This window comes from Mycolicibacterium lutetiense (assembly GCF_017876775.1).
Lineage (GTDB): Bacteria > Actinomycetota > Actinomycetes > Mycobacteriales > Mycobacteriaceae > Mycobacterium > Mycobacterium lutetiense.
In genome coordinates this window covers 932,902-959,037 of the sequence record NZ_JAGIOP010000001.1, presented here as the reverse complement: position 1 = coordinate 959,037, position 26,136 = coordinate 932,902, and the positions used below count along the sequence as shown (strand labels likewise).

General features: G+C 64.5%; 26 protein-coding genes. 11 read left to right on the top strand and 15 right to left on the bottom strand.

What is annotated here, in order from left to right; genetic code table 11:
- Nucleotides 1-9 precede the first annotated feature (9 nt).
- Both JOF57_RS04690 and JOF57_RS04685 read right to left on the bottom strand, forming a co-directional pair.
- Nucleotides 10-204 (bottom strand): ferredoxin, encoded by a 195-nt coding sequence (locus JOF57_RS04690; protein WP_209914130.1) that lies wholly within the window; start codon nt 202-204, stop codon nt 10-12.
- Entirely contained in the window at nt 204-1,484 is a 1,281-nt protein-coding gene (locus JOF57_RS04685) for a cytochrome P450 (RefSeq protein WP_209915814.1), read from the bottom strand. The genes JOF57_RS04690 and JOF57_RS04685 overlap by 1 nt, the downstream gene beginning before the upstream one ends.
- A 400-nt stretch (nt 1,485-1,884) precedes the next feature.
- Between JOF57_RS04685 and JOF57_RS04680 the strand changes: the two genes are divergently transcribed.
- The 7 genes from JOF57_RS04680 to JOF57_RS04650 are packed head-to-tail and all read left to right on the top strand — an operon-like array spanning nt 1,885 to nt 9,356.
- On the top strand, nt 1,885-3,111 hold the full coding sequence (locus JOF57_RS04680) for an IS110 family RNA-guided transposase (RefSeq protein WP_209914127.1): 1,227 nt from the start codon (nt 1,885-1,887) through the stop codon (nt 3,109-3,111).
- 50 nt (nt 3,112-3,161) lie between these two features.
- Complete coding sequence (locus JOF57_RS04675; protein ID WP_209914125.1) at nt 3,162-3,548, top strand: DUF6394 family protein; 387 nt, start codon at nt 3,162-3,164, stop codon at nt 3,546-3,548.
- Between the two features lie 17 nt (nt 3,549-3,565).
- Complete coding sequence (locus tag JOF57_RS04670; RefSeq protein ID WP_209914122.1) at nt 3,566-5,302, top strand: NAD-binding protein; 1,737 nt, start codon at nt 3,566-3,568, stop codon at nt 5,300-5,302.
- Nucleotides 5,303-5,355: 53 nt separating this feature from the next.
- A complete protein-coding gene (locus JOF57_RS04665) occupies nt 5,356-6,015 on the top strand; it encodes a TetR/AcrR family transcriptional regulator (RefSeq protein WP_209914120.1) in 660 nt (219 codons plus the stop codon).
- A 16-nt stretch (nt 6,016-6,031) separates the two neighbouring features.
- Nucleotides 6,032-7,345: an acyl-CoA dehydrogenase family protein gene (locus tag JOF57_RS04660; protein WP_209914118.1), complete on the top strand. Its 1,314-nt coding sequence runs from the start codon at nt 6,032-6,034 to the stop codon at nt 7,343-7,345.
- A gap of 59 nt (nt 7,346-7,404) precedes the next feature.
- On the top strand, nt 7,405-8,394 hold the full coding sequence (locus tag JOF57_RS04655) for a phosphotransferase family protein (protein WP_209914115.1): 990 nt from the start codon (nt 7,405-7,407) through the stop codon (nt 8,392-8,394).
- Nucleotides 8,391-9,356: an NADPH:quinone oxidoreductase family protein gene (locus tag JOF57_RS04650; RefSeq protein WP_209914113.1), complete on the top strand. Its 966-nt coding sequence runs from the start codon at nt 8,391-8,393 to the stop codon at nt 9,354-9,356. Before JOF57_RS04655 ends, JOF57_RS04650 begins: the two co-directional genes overlap by 4 nt.
- Here JOF57_RS04650 and JOF57_RS04645 read toward each other — a convergent pair.
- The 9 genes from JOF57_RS04645 to JOF57_RS04605 all read right to left on the bottom strand — a co-directional run bounded on the left by JOF57_RS04645 (nt 9,340) and on the right by JOF57_RS04605 (nt 18,734).
- A complete protein-coding gene (locus JOF57_RS04645) occupies nt 9,340-9,723 on the bottom strand; it encodes a limonene-1,2-epoxide hydrolase family protein (RefSeq protein WP_209914110.1) in 384 nt (127 codons plus the stop codon). The two genes, JOF57_RS04650 and JOF57_RS04645, sit on opposite strands and share 17 nt — an antisense overlap.
- A gap of 122 nt (nt 9,724-9,845) precedes the next feature.
- Nucleotides 9,846-11,054 carry a cytochrome P450 gene (locus tag JOF57_RS04640; protein ID WP_307869958.1) on the bottom strand — a complete coding sequence of 403 codons (1,209 nt, stop codon included), beginning with the start codon at nt 11,052-11,054 and terminating at the stop codon, nt 9,846-9,848.
- 20 nt (nt 11,055-11,074) lie between these two features.
- Nucleotides 11,075-11,818: an SDR family oxidoreductase gene (locus JOF57_RS04635; protein ID WP_209914107.1), complete on the bottom strand. Its 744-nt coding sequence runs from the start codon at nt 11,816-11,818 to the stop codon at nt 11,075-11,077.
- A gap of 32 nt (nt 11,819-11,850) precedes the next feature.
- Entirely contained in the window at nt 11,851-13,170 is a 1,320-nt protein-coding gene (locus tag JOF57_RS04630) for an amidohydrolase family protein (protein ID WP_209914105.1), read from the bottom strand.
- Between the two features lie 11 nt (nt 13,171-13,181).
- Nucleotides 13,182-14,171, bottom strand: a complete 990-nt coding sequence (locus tag JOF57_RS04625; protein ID WP_209914102.1) for an enoyl-CoA hydratase/isomerase family protein — start codon at nt 14,169-14,171, stop codon at nt 13,182-13,184.
- Nucleotides 14,172-14,197: 26 nt separating this feature from the next.
- Entirely contained in the window at nt 14,198-15,829 is a 1,632-nt protein-coding gene (locus JOF57_RS04620) for a class I adenylate-forming enzyme family protein (protein ID WP_209914099.1), read from the bottom strand.
- Between the two features lie 5 nt (nt 15,830-15,834).
- Nucleotides 15,835-16,386 carry a VOC family protein gene (locus JOF57_RS04615; RefSeq protein WP_209914097.1) on the bottom strand — a complete coding sequence of 184 codons (552 nt, stop codon included), beginning with the start codon at nt 16,384-16,386 and terminating at the stop codon, nt 15,835-15,837.
- Nucleotides 16,387-16,397: 11 nt separating this feature from the next.
- Complete coding sequence (locus JOF57_RS04610; RefSeq protein ID WP_209914094.1) at nt 16,398-17,252, bottom strand: phytanoyl-CoA dioxygenase family protein; 855 nt, start codon at nt 17,250-17,252, stop codon at nt 16,398-16,400.
- Between the two features lie 63 nt (nt 17,253-17,315).
- Complete coding sequence (locus JOF57_RS04605) at nt 17,316-18,734, bottom strand: amidohydrolase family protein (RefSeq protein WP_209914092.1); 1,419 nt, start codon at nt 18,732-18,734, stop codon at nt 17,316-17,318.
- Nucleotides 18,735-18,819: 85 nt separating this feature from the next.
- Between JOF57_RS04605 and JOF57_RS04600 the strand changes: the two genes are divergently transcribed.
- Nucleotides 18,820-19,958, top strand: a protein-coding gene (locus JOF57_RS04600; RefSeq protein WP_209914089.1) for an IS3 family transposase whose coding sequence is annotated in 2 segments (ribosomal slippage) — nt 18,820-19,090 and nt 19,090-19,958 — 1,140 coding nt in all. Because the reading frame shifts where the segments join, the coding sequence is not laid out codon by codon here.
- 218 nt (nt 19,959-20,176) lie between these two features.
- Complete coding sequence (locus JOF57_RS04595; protein WP_209914086.1) at nt 20,177-20,821, top strand: TetR/AcrR family transcriptional regulator; 645 nt, start codon at nt 20,177-20,179, stop codon at nt 20,819-20,821.
- A gap of 31 nt (nt 20,822-20,852) precedes the next feature.
- On the opposite strand, the gene JOF57_RS04590 is transcribed toward JOF57_RS04595, so the two are convergent.
- Nucleotides 20,853-21,779 carry an SDR family NAD(P)-dependent oxidoreductase gene (locus JOF57_RS04590; protein ID WP_209914083.1) on the bottom strand — a complete coding sequence of 309 codons (927 nt, stop codon included), beginning with the start codon at nt 21,777-21,779 and terminating at the stop codon, nt 20,853-20,855.
- 253 nt (nt 21,780-22,032) lie between these two features.
- Between JOF57_RS04590 and JOF57_RS04585 the strand changes: the two genes are divergently transcribed.
- Together JOF57_RS04585 and JOF57_RS04580 are read left to right on the top strand one after the other, a co-directional pair.
- Nucleotides 22,033-23,214 (top strand): cytochrome P450, encoded by a 1,182-nt coding sequence (locus tag JOF57_RS04585; protein ID WP_209914081.1) that lies wholly within the window; start codon nt 22,033-22,035, stop codon nt 23,212-23,214.
- A 16-nt stretch (nt 23,215-23,230) separates the two neighbouring features.
- Nucleotides 23,231-23,509 (top strand): VOC family protein, encoded by a 279-nt coding sequence (locus tag JOF57_RS04580; RefSeq protein ID WP_209914079.1) that lies wholly within the window; start codon nt 23,231-23,233, stop codon nt 23,507-23,509.
- Between the two features lie 179 nt (nt 23,510-23,688).
- Here JOF57_RS04580 and JOF57_RS04575 read toward each other — a convergent pair whose 3' ends face one another.
- The 3 genes from JOF57_RS04575 to JOF57_RS04565 form a co-directional block, all read right to left on the bottom strand.
- Nucleotides 23,689-24,192, bottom strand: coding sequence for a hypothetical protein (locus JOF57_RS04575; RefSeq protein WP_209914076.1), 504 nt, complete (start codon nt 24,190-24,192; stop codon nt 23,689-23,691).
- 14 nt (nt 24,193-24,206) lie between these two features.
- Nucleotides 24,207-24,842, bottom strand: coding sequence for a TetR/AcrR family transcriptional regulator (locus tag JOF57_RS04570; protein WP_407666555.1), 636 nt, complete (start codon nt 24,840-24,842; stop codon nt 24,207-24,209).
- A gap of 134 nt (nt 24,843-24,976) precedes the next feature.
- On the bottom strand, nt 24,977-26,125 hold the full coding sequence (locus JOF57_RS04565) for an acyl-CoA dehydrogenase family protein (RefSeq protein ID WP_209914073.1): 1,149 nt from the start codon (nt 26,123-26,125) through the stop codon (nt 24,977-24,979).
- Between the last annotated feature and the right edge of the window lie 11 nt (nt 26,126-26,136).

Here is a 26,136-nt window from a genome sequence, read left to right as displayed (position 1 = left end):
ACCCCTTCGTCACTCGTTGATTTCGCTGATCGCCCGTTCCGGGCAGTTCTGTATCGCTTCACGTGCCGCATCTTCGAAGGCGGCCGGAACCTCTTCTGGATCGGCGACCGCCCAACCATCGTCCGACATCTCGAAGACCTCGGGGCACAGGGTCAGGCACATGCCGTGGCCCGCGCAACGGTCTTCATCAACCCGCACGCGCATCAGCTGTCGAACTCCAGATGCAGTTCGGTCAGCCCGCGCAGGATGAAGGTCGGGATGTAGTTGTAGCGCCGGTTGCCGTCCGAGCCATGCTTGGCCTCGGAGATGCGAATGTCGGTGGTCCGGTCGAGTAACCGCTCGATACCGACCCGGGTTTCGGCCCGCGCCAACGGGGCGCCGGGGCAGCTGTGGATGCCGCGGCCGAAAGCCAGGTGCTGGCGGGCGTTCTTGCGGGCCAGGTCGAACGTGTCGGGATCCTCGAAGCGCCGGGGATCGCGGTTGGCCGCACCGTTGAGCACCATCAAGGTGGTACCCGCACTCAACTCGGTCTCGCCGATGGTCACCGGGCAGCGCGACAGCCGGAAGTCACCCTTGACCGGGCTTTCGATCCGCAGCGCCTCCTCGATGAAGTTCGGGATCAGGCTGCGGTCGGCGCGGAGCCGCTGCTGGATCTCCGGTTGCTCGCCAAGGACTTTCAGGGCGGTGCTGAGCAGTCGGACCGTGGTCTCCTGGCCGGCCGAAAAGACGTTGGTCGCCACCCGCGCGACATCACCGACGTCGGGGATGCTGCCGTCCGGGAAGGTGGCCTCGGCCAAGCCGGTGAGGACGTCGCCACGTGGATTGGCCCGGCGATCCGAAACGTAGTCGGAGAACTGGCCGTAGAGGAACTCCAGCGGGCTGTGTGACAGCGATTCCTTGCTGGTGCTGCCGATGCCACCGCCGGAATGTTGCTTGATGCCGTTGACGAAACCTTCGCGGTCCTCGTCGGGAATGCCGAGCAGATCGGCGATCACCAGCAGGGTGAACGGGCCGGCGAAACCCTTGATGAACTCGCCCCCACCCGAGCCCAGGTAGTCGTCGAGCACGTCATCGGCCAACTGCCACATGGCGTCCTCGTTCTCCTTGAGGCGCTTGGGCGTGATCAGCCGCATCAACAACGAGCGATGATCGGTGTGGGTGGGCGGATCCAGCGTGGGCAGCTGATCGCTGAACGGCAGTTCGTTGCGGTGCTTGTCGATGAGCGCGGTGACCTCTTCGGCGCTGCGCCCCTCCAGCGGGACCGGGAAGCCCGGGAACGGTCCGGTGACCGAGAGGCACGACGAGAAGGTCTCCTCGTCGTTGTAGACCTGCACCGCTTCGTCCCAGCCCGTCACCATGGTGACGTTGTACTGGTCTTCACGGGTGACGGGGCACTTGTCCCGCAACGCCTCGAAGAACGGGTACGGGTCGTCGACCAATCGTTCATCGCGGAAAAAATCGATACCGGTTGGGTCGATCGCCATCTGCTGCTCCCGTTCCTGCCACACGTATGAGAATGTGACTCTCACCAATGGATAGTAGGTTTCCACAGCACCGGGTGTGCGTCAACGTCGGACCCCCACCTATCAGCGATAAGCAGAAAGAATAGGATTCTCACTCCCTCACCTAATGGGAACCGATCAGCGTGTCCTTGACGGGGATCTTGCTTCTGGAGCGGGACGCTGATCATCGAGCCGCTGGCCGGTGAGCACTGGCTTGACCTGGAGTGTGTTCGACTTCTAGGACTAGATCGTGCCCCGGCCGGTTGGTGAGGTCATCTATAGCGCTGATGGGGTGTCGTGCCACCGAGCACTGATCCATTAGGTTGCCGCCGGGTGCCCTTCGGCTCGAGCAGGTTTCACTGACCCCGAGCAGGGAGGCGAGATGACGATCTTCGTTGGGGACGACTGGGCCGAGGACCATCACGACGTGCATCTGATGGACGCCGAGGGGGCCAAGCTGGCAGCGCGCCGGCTACCGGAGGGCCTGGCCGGTATCCGCGGGTTCCATGAGCTGGTGGCCGCCCACGCCGAGGACCCAGATCAGGTGGTGATCGGCATCGAAACCGACCGTGGTCTGTGGGTCGAGGCGCTGTCGGGGGCCGGCTATCAGGTGTACGCGGTCAACCCGCTCGCGGTGGCCCGCTACCGCGACCGCCACCAGGTGTCGGGAGCCAAGTCCGACGCTGGAGACGCCAAGCTGTTGGCTGATCTGGTGCGCACCGACCGGCGCAACCATCGCCCGATCGCCGGGGACAGCGCCGAGGTGGAGGCGATCAAGGTCTTGGCGCGGGCGCATCAGAACCTGATCTGGAGCCGCAACCGCAACACCAATGCGCTGCGCAGTGCGTTGCGGGAGTACTACCCCGCCGCGTTGGAGGCTTTCGAATCTCTGGCCGACCGCGACGCCCTAGCCATCCTGGGCCGCGCCCCCACCCCCGCCGCCGCCGGGCGTCTGAGCCTGGCCAAGATCCGATCGGCACTCAAAGCCGCTGGGCGACAACGCAACCTCGATTCCAGAGCGTTGGAGATTCAGGCGGCGTTGCGCACCGAGCAGCTCGCCGCGCCGGCCGCGGTCACCGCCGCATTCGGGGCCACCACTCGCGCCGCGGTCGGGATCATCGCCGAGCTCAACCACCAGATTGCCGACCTCGAGACCGAGTTGGCGACACATTTTGAAGCACACCCGGACGCCGACATCTACCTCTCCCTGCCAGGACTCGGTGTCATCCTCGGCGCCCGGGTGCTCGGTGAGTTCGGGGACGACCCGAACCGCTACACCACCGCCAAGCGTCGCAAGAACTACGCCGGAACCTCACCATTGACGATCGCGTCGGGCAAGAAACGCGCCGTGCTGGCCCGCCACGTCCGCAACCGCCGCCTCTACGACGCGATCGACCAATGGGCATTCTGCGCACTGACCAACAGTCCCGGCGCCCGCGCCTTCTACGACCAGCACCGCACCAACGGGGATTCACACCATCAAGCGCTCCGCGCCCTGGGCAACCGCCTCGTCGGCATCCTGCACGGTTGCCTACGCCACCACACCATCTACAACGAACACCAGGCCTGGGCGCACCGCCACACCACCACCGACACCCAAGCAGCTTGACGACCTACGGCCCTGGGATGTCTAGTCCGCAACGTCTAGCGTTACGCAGGGTGAACCTCGAGAAAGTGGTGTTCGGCTTCTTCGTGGTGTTGGCGGCCACCTTGAACTTCGGGTTTTTCGTCGGCGACATCTCCGATCCGCTCGTGCACAACGTGTACGAGCTGTTCGCGGCCGTGATCGTCAACCTGATCGCGACCGCTCTGAAGCTCGGCGACCGGACCCAGATCGGCGCAATTCACCTGGCCACCAGCCTGGTCGCGGTGCTGCAACTGATCGCCGCTGTCGCGGTCTGGGTGTGGGCCACCCAGGTATCCCCCGGCGGTCTCGACGCCTCTCACACCGCGAGCATGGTGTCGCTGTCCGGCGGGGCTTTGTTGGCCAACCTGGTGGCGGTGATCCTGCTGGTGGTGGAAACCGTCACCTATCGGCGTCGTTGAGCCCCGTGGACTAACACATGCCCAAGCCGATCGACCTGCTCAACTTCCGACTGCGGAAGATCCCACCGCGGGCGCGTAAGCCGACACAGGTGCCCACCGGCGGTGAAACCACCGACGCGATGTTCGTGGTGCTGCGCCGGATGCGGGCCCCGTTCATCTTCGTGATCGTGACCTTCAGCATCAACGTCGCGGGCTTGATGCTGATGCCGAGCGTCGATGCCGACGGACATACTCGCCACCTCACGCTGTTCGACTCGTTCTACCAAATGGCGATAACCCTGACCACGGTCGGCTACAGCGAAGTTCCCTACCCATTTTCCTATCCGCAGCGAATGTGGCTGACCCTGTCCATCTTCACCCTGGTGATCGCCTGGGCGTACGCGATCGGCGCCCTGCTCTCCGCGGTGAACGACAGTGCGTTCAAAGACGCCCTACGCGCCCAGCGATTTCGGCGCCAGGTCCGCCGTCTCCGGGAACCGTTCCTGCTGATCTGCGGCTACGGCCAGACCGGGCGGGAGGTGGGGCTGGAACTCGATGACTGGCGCCGCCGCTTCGTGGTGATCGACAAGCAGCAGCGGCGGGTGGATTCGGTCGTCGTCGATGCGACGCACTCCGACATTCCCGCCGTAGTCGGTGACTGCCACAACCCGGCGGTCCTGGGCCTGGCCGGACTCGACCGCCCCACCTGTCAGGGCGTGTTGGCACTCACCGACGACGATGACTCGAATCTTGCTGCCGTCATGGCGGTCTCGTTGTTGCGCCCCGATGTCACCGTGATCGCTCGCTGCCATGATCGAGCGGTACAGCATCGGATGGAAGACTTCGGTCCGGCCGCAGTGATCAATCCGGACGACCGCTACGGCGGCTATCTGGCGCTGATGCTGCATCAGCCGATCACCTACCAGCTGATGATCTGGCTGATGGACAACGACGAAAATCAACTTCCGGACCTACGCGTCGGGTTGACCCGGGGCCGCTGGGTGGTGTGCGGGCACGGTGAGTTCGCCGAGCAGGTGACGGCGGACCTACGCGACTCCGGGCTGACCGTCGACCAGATCCCGCCCACCGACAACCCGCTGGACCTTGACGGCGTGGTCGGTTTCGTGGCCGGCACCGACAATGACATGACGAACATCGCGATGGCCGAGCATGCCCGACTGTCCAACCCCGGCGCATTCGTCTCGGTACGCCAGCAGGACTGCATGCACCGAGCACTGCTCGCGGCGCTGGACGTGGACTCGGTCTTCGTACCCACCGACCTGGTGGCACGGGAGACGCTGGCCCGGTTGGTCCATCCGAGCTTCTGGCGGTTCATCGAGGAAGCCGTGCAACAGGACGACGCATGGGCCGAACGGACTCGGGACCGCCTGCTGCAACGGTGTGGACCCGCGGTTCCCGAGCGCGAAGCCATCACCCTGACCGAACGAGAAGCACCTGCCGTCGTGCGCTGGCTCAGCGGCCATGAGCTGGCCCTGGGCGATCTGCTGCGACACCCCGACGATCGTTCCGAGACCTTGCAGGTGATGGCCCTGCTGCTGGTGCGCGGCGAGGAATTGATCCTGACCCCCGACGACGACGTCACGCTGCAGGTCGGCGACCAGCTGCTGCTCGCCGGAAAGTCCGACGGGCTGTCCGACCTGTCCGACGCGTTGTTCCACACGGCCACCATCACCTACGTCACCACCGGGCAGGTGCTGCCGTCCACCTGGGTATGGCGGGTGCTGACGGAACGACGGCCACCACGACGGCGATAGTTATACAGCCGTCAACTATTTGCAACCGTCAATTCTCCTGTTAAAGTTCGAAAATGGCCAAGGTGGCAGCGGAATCGAAGACTGACGGTGGTCAGCGTCGCGCCTCCTACCAACGCGCAAGGTCCACCAGGACCAAACGCGATCTGGTCCAGGCCGCGATGGCGCTCTGGCGCACGAACGGCTATGCGAAGACCACCGTCGCCGATATCTGCCGCGCCGCCGGGGTGTCCCGGGCGTTGTTCTATTTCTATTTCCCCGCCAAAGAGGACGTGCTGTTCGAGGTGGGCCTGACCTCCACCCGACTGGCGCAAAAGCGGGTGAAATCGTTGCTGGCCGGTGATTACGACATGATGGCTGTCGTTACCGAAGCACTGCGCAGCCTGGAACGGTCGATGGCACGCAATCCCCCCGATCTGATCGTCGAGACGATCCTGGAGGGGTACCGGCACGAACACCGCATCCTGGCCGGCGACGTCGACCCGGACACGCAGGACGCCGACATGTTCGGCGAATTGTTCACCCGAGCCCAGGCAGACGGCAAGCTCGGCAAACACGTCGATGTGACCCACCTGTCCCGGTTGGCCCAGATCCTGGTCAGCGAGGGCGTCCGGCACTGGGCCGGCGGGAGTTTCGGCGACCGCTCGTTCACCGAGCTCGTCGCACGCGATATCGGCGCGATGATCACCGGCTTCAACACCACTACCGACAAATAGATTCGGAGGACCCCCGATGGCGTGGGATTTCGAGACCGATCCGCAGTACCAGGAATTACTGGACTGGGCCGACGAATTCGTGACCGAACAGGTCGAGCCACTCGATCTGGCCTGGCCGCACCTGCAATTCACCCAACTGGAGGGTAAGCGCCGCGAGGCGATCAACCCGCTCAAGGCACAGGTGCGCGAAAAGGGTTTGTGGGCCACCCATCTGGGCCCCGAACTGGGCGGGCAGGGATACGGGCAGCTCAAGCTGGCGCTGCTCAACGAGATCCTGGGCCGCTCGCAGTGGGCCCCGATCGTGTTCGGCTGTCAGGCGCCCGACACCGGAAATGCCGAGATCATCGCGCATTACGGCACCGAGGAGCAGAAGAAGCAGTACCTGCATCCACTGCTCGAGGGTGAGCTGTTCTCCTGCTATTCGATGACCGAACCGCATGCCGGTGCGGACCCGACCCTGTTCACCACCAGCGCGGTACGCGACGGGGACGACTGGGTGATTAGTGGCTGGAAGTTCTTCTCCTCCAACGCCGCAACGGCGTCGTTTCTGATCGTCATGGTGGTCACCAATCCTGAGGTCAGCGCCTACCAGGGCATGTCGATGTTCCTGGTGCCCACCGACACCCCCGGCGTCAAGATCGTCCGCAACGTCGGACTGTACGGCGAACCGGACAACGAGGGCAGCCATGCGTTGATCCACTACGACAACGTCCGGGTCCCCGCCGAAGCCCTCCTGGGCGGCGAGGGACAGGCCTTCGTGATCGCGCAAACCCGGTTGGGTGGCGGCCGGATCCACCACGCGATGCGCACGATCGGCCTGGCTCAGAAGGCGCTGGACATGATGTGCGAACGCGCGCTGAGCCGGGAGACCCAGGGCAGCCGTCTGTCGGACAAGCAGTTCGTCCAGGGGTACATCGCCGACTCCTATGCCCAGTTGCTGCAGTTCCGGTTGATGGTGCTCTACACCGCGTGGGAGATCGACAAATACAACGACTACAAGTTGGTCCGCAAGGACATCGCCGCGGTCAAGGTCGCGATGCCCACCGTGCTGCACGACATCGCCTGGCGCGCAATGCAGATCCACGGCGCGCTCGGCGTCACCAACGAGATGCCCTTCCTCGGCATGGTCACCGGTGCCGCGGTGATGGGCCTGGCCGACGGCCCGACCGAAGTGCACAAGACCACGGTGGCCCGGCAGGTGTTGCGCAACTACCAGCCGACCACCGACACCTGGCCCAGCGAGTGGATCCCCCGCAAACGGGAAGCCGCGAAGGCGAAGTTCGCCGAGTTCCTGGAGTCCGACATCGAAAACACAGTAGGCAACCTGTGACGCAATCTGATTCTGCTCCTCTTGTGCGGGGCCTCGATACTGCTCGCCTTGCCGATTGGATGGACGACGCCGGGCTGGCGGGCAAGGGCGAGCCGTTGGAGGCCCGCTTCCTGTCCGGCGGAACCCAGAACGTCATCTACCAGATCCGCCGTGGCGAGCATTCCTGTGTTCTGCGGATGCCGCCGGCGGGCGCTCCACCGGACCGGGACAAGGGCATCCTGCGGGAATGGCGGATCATCGAGGCGCTCGACGGCACGGATGTCCCGCACACCGCCGCGGTCGGGGTGTGCGCCGATTCGCAGGTGCTCGGCCGGCCGTTCTATCTGATGGGATTCGTCGACGGTTGGTCCCCGATGGACACCCACGGCCGCTGGCCGGAGCCGTTCAACACCGATATGAGCAGCCGTCCAGGTTTGAGTTATCAACTGGCAGAGGGTATCGCGCTGCTGTCCAAGGTCGACTGGCAGGACAAAGGGCTGGGTGATCTCGGTCGGCCCGATGGCTTCCACGAACGCCAGGTCTCTCGCTGGATCGGGTTCCTCGAACGGATCAGGAACCGTGAGTTGCCCGGGCTTGAGGTGGCCACGGACTGGCTGCGGGCCCACAAGCCACTCGATTTCATTCCCGGCCTGATGCACGGGGACTACCAGTTCGCCAATGTGATGTACCAACACGGCGCCCCGGCCACGATGGCCGCGATCGTGGACTGGGAGATGGGTACGGTCGGCGACCCGAAGCTGGACCTGGCCTGGATGGTGCAGTCATGGCCTTCCGATCCCGATAACCCGGAGCCGTCCGAAATGGGCTACGTCGACATGCGCGGAATGCCCTCGCGTGACGACGTCGTAGCCCACTACGCCAAGGTGTCCGGACGTCAGGTCGACGACCTCGACTACTACCTGGTGCTCGCCAAGTGGAAGCTGGCGATCGTGCTGGAGCAGGGCTTTCAGCGGGCCGGCGACGACGAGAAGTTGCTGGCGTTCGGTCCGGTGGTCACCGAACTGATGCAGTCTGCCGCTGACCTCGCCGAATCCACCGATTACCGGTGAAGGCTGCCGTCTGCCCCGAATACGGCCCACCTGAGGTGGTCCGCATCGAGGAACTCCCCGCTCCCCCGCTCGCTTCCGGCCAGGTTCGAGTTCAAGTCGGTGCCGCCGCGGTCAACTTTCCCGACCTGCTGCTCGTCGCCGGCCAGTACCAGATCACGGTGCCGGTGCCGTTCATCCCCGGCAGCGAGTTCGCCGGGGTGGTGACCGAAGTCGCCAGTGACACTGATGGTTTCACCGTGGGCGACCGGGTGACCGGCACCGGATTGTTCGGTGCGTTCGCCGAACAGGTATGCGTTCCTCCCGCCGGGCTGGCTCGGATACCCGACGGGGTGGACGAACGCGTCGCGGCAGCGTTCGGAGTCGCGCACCGCACCGCGTATCACACGCTGCGCTCGGTGTTACGGGTCGAACCCGGCGACGACGTGATCGTGCTCGGCGCCGGCGGCGGTGTCGGTTTGGCAGCGGTCCAGCTCGCGACGATGCTGGGCGCCCGCGTGACCGCGGTGGCCTCCTCTGATGAAAAGCTGGCCACCGCAGCACAATACGGTCCGGCTTCGCTGATCAACCACACTCGGGGCGACCTGCGTGCAGCCATACGGGAGGCGCTGCCCGACGGCGCCCATGCGGTCCTCGATCCGGTCGGCGGGGACCTGTCGGAGCCCGCGTTGCGGACGCTGCGCCGCGGCGGCCGGTTCGTGACGATCGGCTACGCCTCGGGCGTCATCCCCCGTATCCCGCTGAACCTGGTGCTAGTCAAAGGGATTCAGGTGCTGGGCTTTCAATTCCAGGACATCGCCCCGGACGAGTTCACCCGCAACGAGGCCGAACTGGGAGAGCTATTGGCCACCGGAAAGGTGAAGCCGCACATCGGCGCGGTCTATCCGCTGGAGGAGACCACCGGTGCGCTACGCGAAGTCGCCTCCGGGAAAGCGGTGGGAAAAGTGGTCATTCAGGTGCGCTAGCACCGTCCACCCCAAGATCTTTCGGTGGGTAGAAGTACTCCCGCCAGGCCGTGATCTTCCCGTTCTTCACCTCGTAAGCGCCCATCACCGGCCAGCTCATCTGCTTACCGTCCACGATCCAGTAATCGGTACGCTCCATCAGCACCACATCACCGTCGACGGCCAGGTACAGGACTTTGAGGTCGACACAGTTCCCGCCGGCGAAGAACACCTTCATCATCTCGCGGATCGCCTCGTGCCCGGAGAGCTTCGGCCAGTCCGGCCCGATGTCGAAGGTGGCGTCTTCGGCGAAGTGGCTCATCACCTCGTCGACGTCGTTGCGACCCCACGCAGCGATCTCGGCACGCACGATTTCCTCAGCGGTCATCATTTTCCCGTCGGCCCGTTGTGACAACATATTTACATTTACTCCAGTGATCGTAATGTCGGTCGAATTTCTTGCCTAGCCGTCGGTGTACCGCAATCACCGACCGCCACTGATGGATTCGTTCATGAAATGAGTAGCGGTAGCTGCTCCCAGCCCCTGACGGTGGATGTGGGAGATAGATTTGCGGCCGCGAGGTCGACGTCCCATTCCGGGAAGCGGGTCAGCATCTCCTCGAGCGCGATACGCCCTTCGAGTCGGGTCAGTGCCGCGCCGAGGCAGAAATGCGCGCCCATCCCGAAGGTGAGCGGCGAAGCGACCTTGCGGTGGATGTCGAAGCGGTCGGGGTCTGCGTAGACCCGGTCGTCGCGATTGGCGGCGCCCGCCACGAACAGAATCGCGCTGCCGGCTGGAACAGCCTGACCGTGAAACTCCGTGTCCAGCGCGACGAATCGGCCGATATGCGGAGCAGGTGTCTCAAAACGCAGGATCTCCTCGACGGCATTCGGGATCAACGAACGGTCCTCGACGAGTTCGCGACGCTGATCGGGGTATTCGGCCAGCACCTTGGCCGTCCAGCCGATCAGCCGCGTGGTGGTTTCATTACCCGCGCCGGCGACGACCTGGACGTAGGCCAGGATTTCATCGCGGGTCAATCGCCGCTGGGTGCCGGTCTCGTCCTCGAACTCAAGGTGCAGCAGCTCGCTCATGATGTCGTCGGACGGGTTGTCCACCCGCCAGTCGAGGTAGTCGGCGAACACCCCGCCCCGAACCAGGGTGTCCTGCTTGAACTTCATCGCCTTGCCGGGGGCCACCCGCAGGTTCGCATCGCTGCGGTCGCGAATCTGCTCTTGATCCTCCTCGGGGATACCGAGCAGCATGCCGATGACCCGCATCGGCATCTGAGCAGCGAATTCGGCGATGAGGTCGAACCGGTCAGTGCCCACCAGCGGGTCCAGACAGGCCGCCGAGAACGCCCGAATCTTCGGCTCCAGCGACGCCACCGTCTTCGGCGTGAACATCTTCGACACCAGCTTGCGGTGGATTGTGTGGGTGGGCGCATCCTCGTAAATGACCAGCCCTGGCGGCATCTCGATGCCCGACTTGATCAGTTCGAGGATGTTGCCGCGGCTCGACTTGAACGTGTTGCGGTCCGACAGCCCTTTCGCTACGTCTTCGTGGCGGCTCACCGCATAGAAGTCATGCCGCTCGTTGTAGTACAGCGGCGCCTCATCCCGAAGCCGGCGAAAGGTCGGATACGGGTCGCGGTTGATGTCGAGGTCGTATGGGTCGTAATACACGTCGTCGGAGGGCACTACCTGTTGTGTGGACACCTGAATCCCTTCTACACCGGTCACGCTCCCATACCCCCATCCACCGCGATGGCCTGGCCGGTCAGATAGGCGGGAGCGTCATCGCACAACCACAGTGCGATATCGGCGATCTCGCTGGCCTCGGCGAGACGGCCGATAGGTGCTGCGTTGAGCAGGTTCTCGATCACTGCGGGCGACATCGACTCGCGGAACATCGGGGTGTCGACGGTGCCGGGACAGATCGCGTTGATCCGCAGACCCTGACTCGCGTACTCCCGCGCAGCCACCCTGGTCAACCCGACCACACCGTGCTTGGCGGCGGTATAGGCCGACACGGTGGGTGCGGCCCGCAACCCTGCTACCGACGCGCAGTTGACGATCGCTCCGCCGCCCGCCTCGATGATCGGGGGGATCTGATGTCGCATGCACGACCAGGTACCGGTGAGGTCGACGGCGATCACCCGGTTCCAGTTCGCCATCGAGCCCTCGGCCGTCAGTTTGCCGTGCTCGCCGTCGACGCCGGCCGAGTTGAATGCCGCGTCGAGGCGACCGTACAGCGCGACCGTACGGCCCACCGCGTCCGCGACGCTCCCATCGTCGGTCACGTCACACGGCACGAACGTACAAGCACCCCAATGACTCAGCTCCGCTTCGACCTTGGCTCCGGCCTCCTCGTCGACATCGGCGAGCGCTACCGCGTAGCCACGGCGGGCGAATGCCTCGGCTGCGGAGCGTCCGATGCCCGAACCCGCACCGGTGATGAAAACAACCTTCTGATCTTGCACTGTAGGCACTGCTCCTCGAATCTGGGTGCGAACTACCGGGCCAGCAGACTGTCGAGCTCCGCACCCGGAGGATCGGCTGCGCTGTCACCCAGGCGGTCGATCACCAGCACTCCGTCCCGGATGACGGCGCGCAGCGACTCGTTGGGACGGGCAAGCAATGAGGGATCGTCCACGGGGTTGCCGTCGACGATGATGAGATCCGCCAGGGCGCCGGGTTCGATCAGTCCGACCCGCGCGGGTGGGTCAACAAGCAGCTGACCGGCATTGAGCGTTCCCCAGCTCAGTACATCTTCGGGTGCGAGACCATCAATCTGGCTGTAATAGGCGAATTCTCGGCCATAGTTGCCGACCTGATGGTCCAGCGGATCGTCGTCCAACAGATCACGAAATACGCCGCTGTAATCGTCGCCGATCAGAATCCGGACCCCGGCGGCCTGCGCTGCCGGAAGCATGGCGCGGACGTGGTCGTACTGCTCCCGCCGCACACCCATACTCTCGCCGTACCCGAGCTCAAGCACACTCCGCAGGAAAATCAGGCTCGGCACCCAGAAGGCCCCGGTCTCGACCATCGCGGCAATGACCTCGTCGTCGACCTCATCGCCGTGGTCGACGACATCGAGACCGAGCTCGAGGCACTCCATGATCATCGCCTTGTCGGCCACGTGGGCCCGGACTTTGGCCCCTCGCTCATGTGCAGTGCTGATGATCGAGGAGATCTCCGAACGGGACATGTTGCGTACCGTTCGGTTCGGCTGGCCATGTCCGGCGCTGGCGAAGATCTTGATGGTCTCGGCACCGTGGTTGATCTCCTGACGGACCAACGTGCGCAGGGCATCTGGACCGTCGGCACACACGTCGGTTCCCGGCGTCTGATATGCCTTCCACCACCGGCCGCCGTTGTTCATGTCGCCGGTGGTACCGATGTGGTGTCCGCAGGCCCGAATCCGTGGCCCCGGGATGATGCCCTCGTCGATGGCCATCTTGAGTTGCGCGTCGATATCGTTCGAACACGATGCGCCGGAGAACCCGGTGAACCCACTCTCCAGCAGCACCCGACAGGTACGTACGCCGATCGCCATCAGAACCCCGGGTGGCCGTTCCTTGCCGAGTCGGTCACTGTCGGCGATGTTGAACTTGTAGAAGTCCGAGTGCAGATGACTGCTGATCAGACCAGGCATCAACGTCATGCCTGCGGCGTCGACGACCTCGACCGCCCTCGCCCCTGAAGCTACTGAAGCCACCGCGGATGCGTCGTCGATCACGGTGATCGTGTTCCCGTCCAGCGTGACATCATGCCTGCCGGGAAGCAGCCTGCGACCATCGAAGACCTGGGCATTGTTGATTACCAACATATTTGGCTCTCCTAGTGCGCGGCTCGGCCCCGCCGGCTCAGCCGCCAGTCCGGGGGGAACTGCCCATCGTTGTCCCTGACGGTGGCGGTCAGGTTGCCCAGCGTGCCCTCGTCCAGTTCCATACCGCGCGCGTCGGGATCAGGCCGCAACTGATCGAGGGTCGATTCGAGAAGGCCCGAGACGATACTGCCCATGTATTCACCCTGATGCTGTTTATAGATCTCGAAGAACGTCTTCTGGGCGAAGACGGTGTCGGTGGGCCGGGTACGCGAACAGGCCAGCGCGTACTTCTCGGTCATCGCCTCGAGCTCATCGAACGGCACCACGGCGTTGATGAAGTTGCAGTTGTACATCTCGTTGGCGGTGAACGGCCGGCCGGTGAACACCATCTCCATGAACTTGCGCGCGCCCATCGTGTTGCACCACTGCCATTGCCGTGCAGCGAATCCCGCATATCGCCAGGCCGCGTGGCCGAAAAGAGCGTCTTCAGCGGAGATCACGATGTCGGCGTCGGCAGCTTGATAGAAATGCCAGCCGTAGCAGTAGCCACGCACCTCCAGGATGCTGATCTTCTTGAAGTCCTGCAGGCTGCGCATTCCGGCGGCCGGATCGGTGTAGTACTGCACGGTCGACGCACGACGGCGGTAGGTTCCCACCGGCGGGTAGGTCACGTCCACATCATCGGGAACCCGAACAGCGTGGTTCATGCTGCCCTCACCGCGACCGGCCATGGTGTCCATCAGCTCGCTCAGGTCGGCACCGCTGCCCAAGTTGGGTCCGTTGGCCCGGATCACCAGAACCTTTACGTCATCGTCGATGCCGGCGTAGTGGACCAGATCGGCGTATCGGTGCTGGGCGTCGATGGTCATCGCATTGAGATCGTCGGCGCGATCGAGGGTGATCGTGGCGATCTTGGTCTTGGGGTCCTTCTCGTACAGCACGATCTCTTCCGCCGAAGGCCTGTCCCCGGGCTCTGCACTGCGCTGTGCCTGCTCTGTCATCTGCTGCGTCTCCTTGTCCGTTCTCGTCAACACGTCGCCAGGTGCGCCGTCACCAATTCGGTCAGCTCGAAGAGCCGCACCTTCCCGGTCGGTGTCCTGGGTATGTCGTCGTGGGTGATGAATACGATGCGACGCGGAACCTTGAAGCTGGACAGGGTTTCGCGCAGGGCAGTCCGTAGATCCGCCTCGTTCGGATGGCTACCCGCCACCGGAACGACTGCGGCGGCGACGAGTTCGCCGAGTTCTGGGTCCGGTAGTCCGGCGACCACCGCCAGCTCCACCCCGGGTAGTGCGTTCAGGGCAGCCTCGACCTCAAGACGAGACACGTTGGCCGAGTTGGTCTTGATCATGTCGCTGGTACGGCCGACGAAGAATGCGTAGCCGTCGGCGTCGATCCGGACCAGGTCGTTGGTCGGAAAGAAGCCGTCGGGGGTGAAGACCGACTCCCGGGGCACCTTGTAGAAGCCAGTCATCAGCGCACCCCCTCGCAGGTGCAACTCACCGACCGCGCCGGCAGGCACCTCGACACCGGTCTGCGGATCGACCACCCGACGCTCGATTCCGTTCACGGCACGGCCGGCGGCGCCGGACTTCGACTCGGGCAGCCGGGTGGTCACCGATTCTGCGCTGTGCGGCGCGAAGCTCTCCGACATCCCGAGCATCCGGGTCTGCAGGTGCCTCGGGATGGGTTGGCCATCCGCGTCACGGGTCGCCCCGGTGGTGACCTTGATGGCGTCGAGGTCGACACCGCGCAGCGTTGCCGCCGCCCGGAGCTTCGCCAGCATGTGCCAGATGACGACGTTGGTGACGTTGTGGCGTTCGATGATGTCGAGCACAACCTCGATGTCCGGACTGGTGGAATACACCAAAGTGCTTCCGGTGCTGAGCACCTGCAGGGCCGCCGAGATGCCGCCCATCCAGAAGGCCGGCAACAGCGACAGGGTGCGGTCACTGGTTTGCACGTCGAAGTAGGCGGCCAGGACCCGAGGCTGACGGGCGACCGACCACTGGCCGTGCACCACCGCCTTCGGTGCGGCCGTGCTACCCGAGGTGTACACAACGAAGGCATCGTCGCCAGGGGCGACCTCGGCTTCCACCGCGGCAAGCAGCGCGGCATCCGGGGCGTCGGGGGTGTCGGCCCGCGTCTGTAGGTCCTCGACTGACCGCGCCCAGGGCAGTCCCGCGACGTCGTCGAGCCACACCGAGCGTAGATACGGTGCCGTGGGAAGGCGAAGTGCCTCTGCCGTGCAGCCATTCAGACCCGGCAGGGCCGCTTCGAGGTTCTGGCCGAAGTCGCGGGTCAGGAACCCACGCGCCCCGATCAGAATCTGGGCGTCACTGGTACGGGCTATGTGGGCGAGTTCGCTGGGGGTGGTCAGCGTGCTGACCGGGGTGACGAGTGCACCGATGCGCAGTGCCGCGTAGAACGTGGTGAGAAACAGGGCGCTGTCGGGGGCCAGGATCGCGATCCGGGTGCCTTTTCCGGCCCCGATCGCCAAGAGCGCTCGCGCCATTCGGCCCGTCCGCTGATCCAGCTGCCGGTAGGTGAGCGTTTCCCCGGCGAAGATGAGCGCATCGTGGTCGGCGCGGTCGGCGACGACCTCGGCGAACAGCCGGGGGAATGTGGAAGGCGGCGCCGTGTCGCCCGTGTCGTCCATCAGCGTCAGAATCTGGCGATGGGATCGGCGCCGTCCCACGATTGCGCGGCAGCCCGCATCGCTGCGAACCCCTTCTCCCGCACCGGGCTCGGCTCAAGCAGCTCGACCATGAAGCCGAGTGTGGGTGTGGTGTCGACCCAGCAGGTGCGGCTGTTGCCGATCCGCCCCTCGAACGCCAGTTCCGCTCCCCCGTCAATGTAGGCGTCGCGCTCGGACTCGTAGTCGGTACAGATCAACGCCATGTGGTGCAGTCCCGACTGTCCCTTCCCGAAAACGTCGCGGAACACCCCCGGCTGGTCGTTGTCCTGGCTGACCAGCTCGATCTGCAGGTCCCCGGCGTAGGCGATCGCGGCCGTGACCGCCGGAAACTGGGCGGGTCGGCCACGGTGGCGCCCATCAACGCAGTCCACGCCATCGAACCAGAAGAACGGCCCCACTCCCGTACTGCGGGACCAGGATTCGATGGCGACCCGAAGATCGGACACCACCCAGCACACCTGCATGAAGTTTCTGTTGGGAAAAAGCGGAACGGTCGGCGTCGTCGGCGGCGTCGTCATTGGGGTGCCCTTCAGCCGATCAGCGGGAAGCGCTCGTCGTTCAGCGCCGCCCATGGCGCCATATCCGCGTGGTCGAAATTCGGGCACGGAGATCCGTTCCAGCAAACATCTTCGGGCTGGACGACCAGCAGGTAACCCCACCGGGGACGGTCCATCATGTTCGCACCGGCACCGTGGACCGTGAGGTGGGTGTGCACAGTGATGTCGCCCAGCTCGTAGGTCACCTGTTCGCTCATCTCCAGTTCGCGCAGTTCTGGAAAGGCCCCTAGTGCGTCGCCGCCGCCATAGGTGGTGTAGTCACCGAGTACCCCGAGGCGGTGTGACCCGTTGACGAACGACATGGTCCCGGCCTCGGGCCCGTAGGGCTCCAACGGAATCCAGAAGGTCATGCCCCCGGTCCGGTCGACCGCGAAGGTGATGTAGTCCTGGTGGAACGCGGTGGCACCGTTGCCTCCGTGTCGGGATGACTTGGTGGACGGCAATTTCGGCACGAAGAAGTCGTTGTAGTACCTGGCACCGACGGGTGAACCGTCGTTGGCGCGGCGATTCAACAGCTTCGTCGCGCTCTTGCCGATCTCGTCGATCAAGGGCCGCAACACCGGGCTGGCCAGACCACCGCTGCGCTCGGCGTTGAAGTACGCCAGCGCCCCCTTGGCCTCACCGTCGGTGGCGGCGGCCATGCCCGCCTTCAACGGATTGCTGTCCGCGTCGTCGCCCATCTTCGTGCGGGCGAGCTCGAGCATGCTGCTCAGGACGTCGGGGTCCACGAAGCGCTTCAACTGCACCCAGCCGTGTTCGCGGAGGTGTTCGACCTCCTCGGAGGTGACCAAGCGGCACGGTGATCTGAGACCGGTGACGGCATCCATGGTGGGTAATAATCTCCTCGTAGACAAGGGAATTAGGGACGTTGGGACTGCAACCGGCGTCGATCAGACGAAGATGCCCGGCCCGGTCCGGAACGCGTAGAGACCCACCACGGCGTCTTCGGGCAGCGAATAGGGCGTAGAAATCTCGTCGACCGTCGGGCCGATCCGATCGGCGATCCTCGTCAACTTGTCGCGGTCGAGGCCGTACAGGTCGATGGCGGTATTGCCCAGGAACTGCCGCGTGTGCAACGGATCGATGTCGGAGAAGGTGAAGCGCATCGCCTCGCGGGTGTCGGGGAAGGTTCCCTCGGCATGCGGATAGTCGTCGCCCCACATGACATTGTCGACGAGGTCATGTTCGACGGCCAGCTTGGCCTCGCCGTTGGACATGAAACTCGCCCCGATGTAACAGTTCCGGCGGAAGTACTCCGACGGAGGCTTGGGCAGCTTCGCGCGGATCGCCGCGCCGGTCGGACCGTGGTAAAGCCCGTCCATGTCCGCCATCGCGGCCGGGGCCCAGTCCACCCACTGCTCGGTGAGCACCAGCTTGAGATTCGGGTAGCGCTCGAATACGCCGCTGAAGATCATCACCCACAGGCCCCTCCGGGTCCGGAACGGCGTCTCCATCATGTACATCATCTGCGCGCCCTGCCCCTCATACGGGTAGTGCTCGCCGCCGCCGCCGTGGGTGTTGACCGACATTCCGGTCTCATTGCAGGCGGCCCAAAGGGGTTCCCATGCGGGATCATTGAGCATTGGGAAGTCCCCGCGTGGCGCCGGCAGGTTGATGCCTTTCAGGCCGGCCTCGGCCGCCCACTCGACTTCCTTGGCGCAGGCACTCAAGTCGGAGATCGGGATGTGTGCGATCCCGGCATGGCGTTCCGGGGCCAGCGAGACGAAGTCCGCCAACCACCGGTTGTAGATGCGGACCCCGACCTTTTCGAGATAGTCGTATGCGGTGTCCCCCCAGCTGATCAGACCGGTAGTCGAGAACGGGATCGATTGCCCGTTCAGTCCGCCGTGAAAGATCACGTCCGCGGCGACGCCCTGCGCATCCATGTCGGCGATCCGCGCGTCGTGGTCCTGCAGCCCGGGGGCCAGGCTGTGTTCGTAGCTGCGTTGCAGGAACCGGGCGCCGACCTGGTCGGCATTGCGGATCCCGGCCTGCTTCCCGAACTTCTCCGCCTCGGCCTGTCCAAGCTTTTCGGCTTGGACTTTGCCTCGTTCCGCTTGCGACTTGCCCAGCGACCAACTTTGTTTCCCACCGGATTTGGCCTCCGAGGACCGCCACGACAACAGCCCCTGGCTTTCCATATCCGTGACGAAGCGGTCGAAGTCGTCAAGGTGCTTCGCATCGCAATACGGGCGCAGCTGGTCCTTGACCGACGGACCGACGTGGCTGTCGATCGACACCGTGACGTAGCGCTGGGCACCGGAGACATCGCCGGCATTGCCGACGGAACCGGGCTGATCTTGCGGCATGTCTTTGAGGTGAGCCCTTCGTAGTGGTCCAGTCGTTGTGGGACTCTGTTGCCCAAGTGTTTGGGCAGGAAGAATCGACGACGACATGGCATCGAACAAGCGCCGGCGGCATACGCCGGATCAGATCATCCGCAAGCTTGCCGAGGGCAACAAGCTGCTCGGGACCGGCCAGGAACTGGCCGAGGTGTGCCGGCATCTGGAGGTCACTGAGTCGACGTGGCATCGCTGGGTTGCCCAGTACGGCGGTATGAAGGCCAACGATGCCAAACGCCTCAAAGAGCTGGAGGCCGAGAACGCTCGGCTCAAGAAGCTGGTCGCCAACCAGGCTCTCGACATCGACATGCTCAAGGAGATTTCGGCGGGAAACTTCTGACCCCGAACCGCAAGCGCAGTGCCGTTGCGGTGCTGCGTCAGCGGTTCGGGGTCTCTGAGCGCCGGGCGTGTGCGGTGGTGGGCCTGCATCGGTCCACGATGCGTCTGCAACCAGCACCGATCACCGACGAGGAGGCCGAGCTACGGGCCTGGCTGCGTACATTCTCCACCGACCGGCCCCGCTGGGGCTGGCGACGAGCGGCGATTGCAGCGCGAAAAGCGGGCTGGCAGGTTAACAACAAGCGCGTCCGGCGGCTGTGGCGTGAGGAGGGGCTACGAGTTCCTCAGCGGCGCAGGAAGAAACGCCTGACCGGTATCGGGACCGCGGTCGGGGCGATGTGCCCGATCCGGCCGAATGTGATCTGGGCGATGGACTTCCAGTTCGACACTACTGCCGACGGCCGAACATTGAAGATGCTCAACATCATTGACGAGTTCACCCGCGAGGCCCTGGCGATCGAGGTCGACCGTTCCATCAACGCTGACGGCGTCGTGGACGTCCTCGACCGCCTGGCCCTGATACATGGGGCGCCGACCTACGTGCGGTTCGACAACGGGCCCGAGTTCGTCGCTCACGCCGTCAACGACTGGAGCCGGTTCAACGGCACCGGCTCGCTGTTCATCGATCCCGGATCGCCTTGGCAGAACGCTTGGATCGAGTCGTTCAACGGTCGACTGCGCGACGAGCTGCTCAACTCCTGGCGCTTCGACTCCCTACGCGAAGCCCGGGTCATCATCGAAGACTGGAGGATCGACTACAACGCCAACCGACCGCATTCGGCCCACCGCGGACTCACCCCAGCCGAGTTCGTCCTACAGTGGACCACGACCCACCAACCCCAAGCCGCATAGCGACTGGACCACCGAATGGGTCCCCCTCATCTTCCCCTTGGTCCTGACGCAGGCGGGTGGGCCTTCGCGAAGCGATGCGCCTCGCGTTTCGGGTGGTTCGCTGGGGAGATGTTAGTCACGATCGGCCACTTTTTGCAACGGTGTTGTACTTTTGCTCCATCGTGGCAAACAGAGTGGCCAGACCAGCGCCACCGTGGCATTGACTAGGGTTTTCACTTATGGCATCGCGGGTCCAGGAGCGCACAAGTCGACATGTCCTCGACGCTGCGCGGGCCTTCATCGAGGTTCACGGCGTGGAGCAACTTTCCATGCGGCGCCTCGCCAGCGAGGCCGGGGTCAGTGTCCGCACGCTCTACAACCACTTCGGCGACAAGGACGGCCTGCTCACCGCGCTGGTCCAAAGCTCGCTGGACTCCATCGATGTCGCAGTCGGCCACCTGACCGCTACCGATCCGATCGAACGGATCTGGGAGGCGATCACCGTCTCGATCGACAAGACGGTGGCCGAGGTGCCCAAGGCTGTTGTGCGTGCCGTCGTCATGGACGATCGCCTGGTTGACCTGGTGAATGTCCGCTGGACCGGGTGGGACCTGATCGTCGCCGAGATCGGCGCCGCCACCAAGGCGGGGGTACTGCGCGCCGATATCGAACCGGCGTTACTGGCCGAACATGCCGCGATGGTGCTGTTTCACCTGCAGCGTCGGTGGACTGCCGGTGATCTCGACGACGCCCAACTTCGCACCGGCGCGTTGCATGCCTTCGACATCTGTCTGCTCGCCGTTGCCCAACCGCGAGCTCGCGCGCGGATCCTCGAGCACGCCCAGTCGCTCAGCGTCAATCGACCACGGCTGACCGGGGCATAACCAGGATTTGCCGAATCGCTGTCGCCGGAAGCTACTTTGGGCCCAGCCGGCTGAATATGTCCTCTGTCGAGGGGACCTGGGCACCATCGACATCCAGAACCGTACCGATGTTTTCGGCAATGCTCTCCGCGGTCAATGATGACTGCCGTAGACCCTTTGCCGCGACGAAGGCCAGGCGCGCGACACCGCCCATTCCGACCTGGAGCACCTCGCCGTTGAGCCGGCATGCCTCATGCGCCAGATAAGCGACCGCCGGGGCACACAATTCGGGCCGCATACTGGCATTGAGCTGCTCGATCTTCTCTGGCGACAGTCCATAGAGGTTCGAGAGGTTGTCGCAATGATCAACGGACAGCCGCGTGTAGGCGCGGGGCGCCACAGCGTTGACTCGGATACCGTCGGCCAGGCCCTCAGTGGCGAGGTTGCGAGTCAGCCCGTAAACGGCCCCCTTGGCCGATGCGTAGCTGGTCAGACCGGGAACACCGCCGAGCATGGCCTCCGAGACGGTGTTGACGATCCGCCCGTATCCGGCCGATCGGAAGTGTGGCCAGGCGGCCCTGATCACGTAGAGGGCGCCGTAAAAGTGCACGTCGAGCATGGCCCGGAACTGATCGATCGACAGCTCGTCGAAGTTTGCCGGGTCGTGGATACCCGCGTTGTTCACCACGATGTCCAGCCGGCCAAAGGTGTCGATCGCCGCCTCGATGATGGAGGTGGCCTCCCGCTCGTCGGCCACCGACGCACAGCACGCGACAGCCTCGCCACCGAGATCCCTGATCTCCTGCACTACTTCGTCCGCCGGGACCGATGACGTGCCCAAGCCGTCGGGGTCGACACCATAATCTGCGACGACGACGCGCGCGCCTTTCTGCGCCAACAACAGGGCGTGACCACGGCCGATGCCGCGACCGGCGCCGGTAACGATCGCCACGCGGTCGTCAAAACGCAACTCAGACATGACTTTTCCCTTCGCTGTACACCGGATTGGTTGGCGACCATACCCCCTCGGGGACCGAAGACCCCTAGTGTTGCGACCACGTCCGGTGGAATGTGTTGTGCACCAGACGGATTTGCGCCTCAATCCGCCGGAATCCTTGACCTAGCGGCCGCCAGTCTGCTAGGCAGGTGCTCAGCACTTTCAATCCGTTCAGGAGATCACTCGTGCCCACATCAAATCAATGCCAGCAAACACACGTCACGGTGAAGCGCTCATGACTGCGCCGGCCGCGGCCGATCTGTACTACGACCCGTACAGCGTCGAGCTCAACATGGATCCCTACTCGGTGTTCGCCCGAATCAGGGAAGAGGCCCCGCTGTACTACAACGAGCAGCACGATTTCTATGCGCTGAGCCGCTACGACGACGTCAACAAAGGCGTCATCGATCACGAGACGTTTATCTCCGGGCGCGGAGCCCTGCTCGAGATCATCAAGTCCGGCATGGAGATCCCGCCGGGCACACTGATTTTCGAGGATCCCCCGATCCACAACATCCACCGCAACCTGCTGTCGCGGGTGTTCACACCACGCAAAGTGCTGGCCCTCGAGCCGCAGATCCGCGAGTTCACCGCACGTTGCCTGGATCCGCTGGTCGGGACGGACCGGTTCGACTTCGTCAACGATCTCGGCGAACAGATGCCGATGCGCGTCATCGGCATGCTGCTGGGCATCCCCGAGGACCGGCAACGCCAGATCACCGACCACGGCGAAGAGATCCTGCAAGGGCAAACGGTCGACGGGCTGGCCACCGGTGAGGTGTTCGCCGAGTTCATCGACTGGCGCACCGAGCACCCCTCTGACGACATAATGACCGACCTGCTCAACGCCGAGTTCGAAGATGAGACCGGCACGATGCGCACGCTGCGCCGCGACGAACTGCTGTTGTACCTGACGGTCATCGCCACCGCCGGCTCCGAGACCACCACCCGGCTGATCGGCTGGGCCGGCAAGACGCTGGCCGAGTATCCGGATCAGCGCCGTGACCTGGTCGAGAACCCGGAGCTGATTCCCCAGGCCGTCGAGGAGATCCTGCGCTGGGAGCCCCCGGCGCTGCAGATCGCCCGATATGTCGCCCGCGACGTCGAGTACTACGGCCAGACCGTACCCGAGGGATCGGCGATGCTGATGCTCGTGGGCGCGGCCAACCGCGACCACCGCCGATTCGCACCGAATGGTGACGTCTTCGACATCCACCGGGAACAGAAGGCGCACATGACCTTTGGTGCGGGTACGCATTTCTGCATGGGCAATGCACTGGCCCGACTGGAGGGCCGCATCGCCCTGGAGGAGATCCTCAAGCGCTTCCCGCAATGGGAGGTCGACTGGGCAGGCGCGAAACCGTCAGAGACCGCGGCGGTGCGCGGCTGGGCCGCCATGCCCACCTTCGTTTCTTGATATTGGGAGGGATCGAATGCATCGCACACTCCTCAGCACGTTCATCATCGACGTTCCGTCGGACACCCAGGAAGCGGTGACCAACTTTTGGGCCGACGATCTCGATGCCGAGGTCGATCGTCTCAAAGGTCTGGGGGCGACGATGGTCGACGATTCATTCGTCGACCATCCCGGCAAATGGGTCATCATGGCCGATCCGGCCGGCAAGGAATTCTGCGTGGTTTGTGCGCTGAATCCGCTACGCCCCCAGGCCGATCGGGATGCGTTCGAGCGAAAGTCAAAGCCGGTCGGCTGATCTGAGCCAGCACACAGACGCGCGTACGGCCAGTCTCACTGGCCGTACGTGTGTCGCAGGTTGTCATAGTCAGGCGGTCGATGCTCGCACCCATCGACGTCGCCACGGCCGCGCCGGGCAGTGGGTGTTCGGACCAGACATGTGGCTGCCGAACGCATAGCGTCCGGCAGCCTGGCGCATCAGCTCGCTGGAATCAGGTCCGCAGGCACCGAGCGGCTGATCATCGTGCCGCACCGGAAGGCCTCGGTGTGTCCGACCCCGTGCGCTTCGGGATCGTTGACCGCTGCGAGCGCCTGCGCTTTGAAAGCGCGTGCGGCAGCTGATAGTTCGTGGCGGACCAGATCAACGCTCAGGTCCGCCGGACACGCGTCGCCCCACAGGGTCACCTCGGTGTGTCCCTGCTCCAACGCGCCCAAGACACCGCGTCGCACACGCTCGTCGGTGTTGAACAGATCGGCGGCCACTGCCACGGTCTGCGGGTGCGGGCGGTCCTCCCAGCACTCGAGGACGGACTCCAGGGCGATCGTCTCCACTCCGAGGATCGTCAGTGGCCGGACGTCCTCGTCGGCGCCGATCAGCACCGTGACATCCCAACCGGCCATCACCCGGTCGACCAGCCAGCCACCGGCGAACCGGACCGCGTCAACCACGCAGGGCGCGACCACATCGAGTCGATACCGCATGTCGTCCTCCAATCTCACTGGTCGGCCGCCCCGTTGCGGCCGCCCGGCTGCTCGATCTCCCGTCCCAGCATTTCGGCGTAGCTCTTGAACACGTCCGTCAACGGGAGCGAGGGATCGAGTAGCCATGAGGTCTCCATTCCATTGATGAATGCCAGGATTTCCACGGCCTTGGTGGCCGCGTCGATGTCGGTGCGGTAGCGACCGCTGAGCTGACCGCGAGTGATGATGTCGGCGACGATGTCGCGCGCGGCCTGCTGCCGTTTGAGCAAACGATCGTGCAGCGGGGCATCGGGCTGGATGTTCTCCACCAGCAGGACAGTGAAGGTGCCGACCATCTCCGGCGCCCGGACGAACCGTTCGGCTACCCGCCTGATCTCGTCGGCGAGGTTCCCGGACCGGTCCGCATGGGTGTCGTCGTCCAGGTCGCGCGCATCGAGCACCGCGTTGAGCAGTTGCTCCTTGGACTCGAAATGGTGGAGTAGGCCGGCGGACGTGACACCGGCTTCCCTGGCGATCTGAGCCAGCGACGTATTACGCCACCCATTGCGGGCCAGCAGCCTCTCAGCCACAGAAAGTATCCGCTGCCTGCGGTCTTCCCCTTTGGCCAGGAGCGTCGCATAGGGCCTCGCGCCCTGAGACTGCCCCTGCACACTTGCCACTGAAGCCACCGAACTCCTTCGTCGAACCAACCTAGTGAACACACAGTAGGTTGGTTTGACCGCTGTGACAAGCGTCTCAGTGAAAGAAGTTCCCGGCGGCCGTCACAACCGCCGGGAGTGCCGGTTCAGAGCCCCAGCGACTTGGCGATGATCACCTTCATGACCTCGCTGGTCCCGGCATAGATCCGGGCCACCCGGGCATCCGTGTAGAGCCGGGCGATGGGGTACTCCATCATGTAGCCGTACCCGCCGAAGAGCTGCAGGCAACGATCGATCACCCGGGCCTGCATCTCCGTGCAGAACAATTTCACCCGGGCCGCATCGGCACCGGACAGCTCGCCGTCGACGTGCAGGGCCACCGCCCGGTCGAGCATTGCCTGGGCCGCCTCGACCTCGGTCGAGCACGCCGCCATCTCGAACTTGGTGTTCTGGAAGGAAGCCACCGGCTGGCCGAACGCCTTCCGGTCCTTCGTATAGGAGATTGCCGCGGCGATCGCCGAGCGGGCCTGAGCCACCGAACCGACCGCCACGGTGAGCCGCTCCTGGGCCAGGTTGTGGCCGAGATAGCTGAACGCCTCCCCCTCGACCCCCAGCACGTTGGCCACCGGAACCCGGACATCGGTGAACGACAGCTCCGCGGTGTCCTGCACCTTGCAGCCCATCTTCTCCAGCTCACGGCCCCGCTCGAAACCCGCCATGCCGTCCTCGACGACCAGCAGGGTCAGCCCCTTGCGGCGGTTTTCCGGGTCGGTGGAGGTCCGCGCCACCACGACCACCAGATCGGCCTGGATGCCACCGGTGATGAACGTCTTGGCGCCGTTGAGCACGTATTCGTCGCCGTCACGGACCGCGCTGGTACGCATGCCGGCCAGATCCGATCCGGTCCCCGGCTCGGTCATCGCGACCGCGGTCAGCAAGGTGCCCGCGGCCAGCCCGGGGAACCAACGCTGCCGCTGCTCGTCGTTCGCGTAGTGCAGGAAATACGGAAGGATCACCTCGAGCTGGGTCCGCACCGTCGACAACGTCACCAGCGCGCGGGCCGCCTCCTCCTGCAGCACCACGTTGTAGCGGTAGTCGTCGATACCGGCGCCGCCGTACTCCTCGGGGATCGCCATCCCGAGCATGCCGAGTTCACCCAACTGCTTGAAGACGTCACGAGGCATGCGCCCGCCCTTCTCCCACTCGGGATAGGCGGGGACGACTTCCTTTTCGATGAAATCGCGGGCGAGCGCGCGGAAAGCCTCGTGGTCCTCGGTGAACAGATTGCGTTGCACTACTTCTCCCT

What these genes read in the sequence shown, in the direction of transcription:
- JOF57_RS04610 (WP_209914094.1), bottom strand. Translation starts at nt 17,252, where the DNA reads ATGGATGCCGTCACCGGTCTCAGATCACCGTGCCGCTTGGTCACCTCC.
- JOF57_RS04595 (WP_209914086.1), top strand. Translation starts at nt 20,177, where the DNA reads ATGGCATCGCGGGTCCAGGAGCGCACAAGTCGACATGTCCTCGACGCT.
- JOF57_RS04590 (WP_209914083.1), bottom strand. Translation starts at nt 21,779, where the DNA reads ATGTCTGAGTTGCGTTTTGACGACCGCGTGGCGATCGTTACCGGCGCC.
- JOF57_RS04575 (WP_209914076.1), bottom strand. Translation starts at nt 24,192, where the DNA reads ATGCGGTATCGACTCGATGTGGTCGCGCCCTGCGTGGTTGACGCGGTC.
- JOF57_RS04680 (WP_209914127.1), top strand. Translation starts at nt 1,885, where the DNA reads ATGACGATCTTCGTTGGGGACGACTGGGCCGAGGACCATCACGACGTG.
- JOF57_RS04630 (WP_209914105.1), bottom strand. Translation starts at nt 13,170, where the DNA reads ATGTTGGTAATCAACAATGCCCAGGTCTTCGATGGTCGCAGGCTGCTT.
- JOF57_RS04615 (WP_209914097.1), bottom strand. Translation starts at nt 16,386, where the DNA reads ATGACGACGCCGCCGACGACGCCGACCGTTCCGCTTTTTCCCAACAGA.
- JOF57_RS04625 (WP_209914102.1), bottom strand. Translation starts at nt 14,171, where the DNA reads ATGACAGAGCAGGCACAGCGCAGTGCAGAGCCCGGGGACAGGCCTTCG.
- JOF57_RS04670 (WP_209914122.1), top strand. Translation starts at nt 3,566, where the DNA reads ATGCCCAAGCCGATCGACCTGCTCAACTTCCGACTGCGGAAGATCCCA.
- JOF57_RS04580 (WP_209914079.1), top strand. Translation starts at nt 23,231, where the DNA reads ATGCATCGCACACTCCTCAGCACGTTCATCATCGACGTTCCGTCGGAC.
- JOF57_RS04665 (WP_209914120.1), top strand. Translation starts at nt 5,356, where the DNA reads ATGGCCAAGGTGGCAGCGGAATCGAAGACTGACGGTGGTCAGCGTCGC.
- JOF57_RS04655 (WP_209914115.1), top strand. Translation starts at nt 7,405, where the DNA reads ATGGACGACGCCGGGCTGGCGGGCAAGGGCGAGCCGTTGGAGGCCCGC.
- JOF57_RS04645 (WP_209914110.1), bottom strand. Translation starts at nt 9,723, where the DNA reads ATGACCGCTGAGGAAATCGTGCGTGCCGAGATCGCTGCGTGGGGTCGC.
- JOF57_RS04660 (WP_209914118.1), top strand. Translation starts at nt 6,032, where the DNA reads ATGGCGTGGGATTTCGAGACCGATCCGCAGTACCAGGAATTACTGGAC.
- JOF57_RS04620 (WP_209914099.1), bottom strand. Translation starts at nt 15,829, where the DNA reads ATGGACGACACGGGCGACACGGCGCCGCCTTCCACATTCCCCCGGCTG.
- JOF57_RS04685 (WP_209915814.1), bottom strand. Translation starts at nt 1,484, where the DNA reads ATGGCGATCGACCCAACCGGTATCGATTTTTTCCGCGATGAACGATTG.
- JOF57_RS04690 (WP_209914130.1), bottom strand. Translation starts at nt 204, where the DNA reads ATGCGCGTGCGGGTTGATGAAGACCGTTGCGCGGGCCACGGCATGTGC.
- JOF57_RS04585 (WP_209914081.1), top strand. Translation starts at nt 22,033, where the DNA reads ATGACTGCGCCGGCCGCGGCCGATCTGTACTACGACCCGTACAGCGTC.
- JOF57_RS04605 (WP_209914092.1), bottom strand. Translation starts at nt 18,734, where the DNA reads ATGCCGCAAGATCAGCCCGGTTCCGTCGGCAATGCCGGCGATGTCTCC.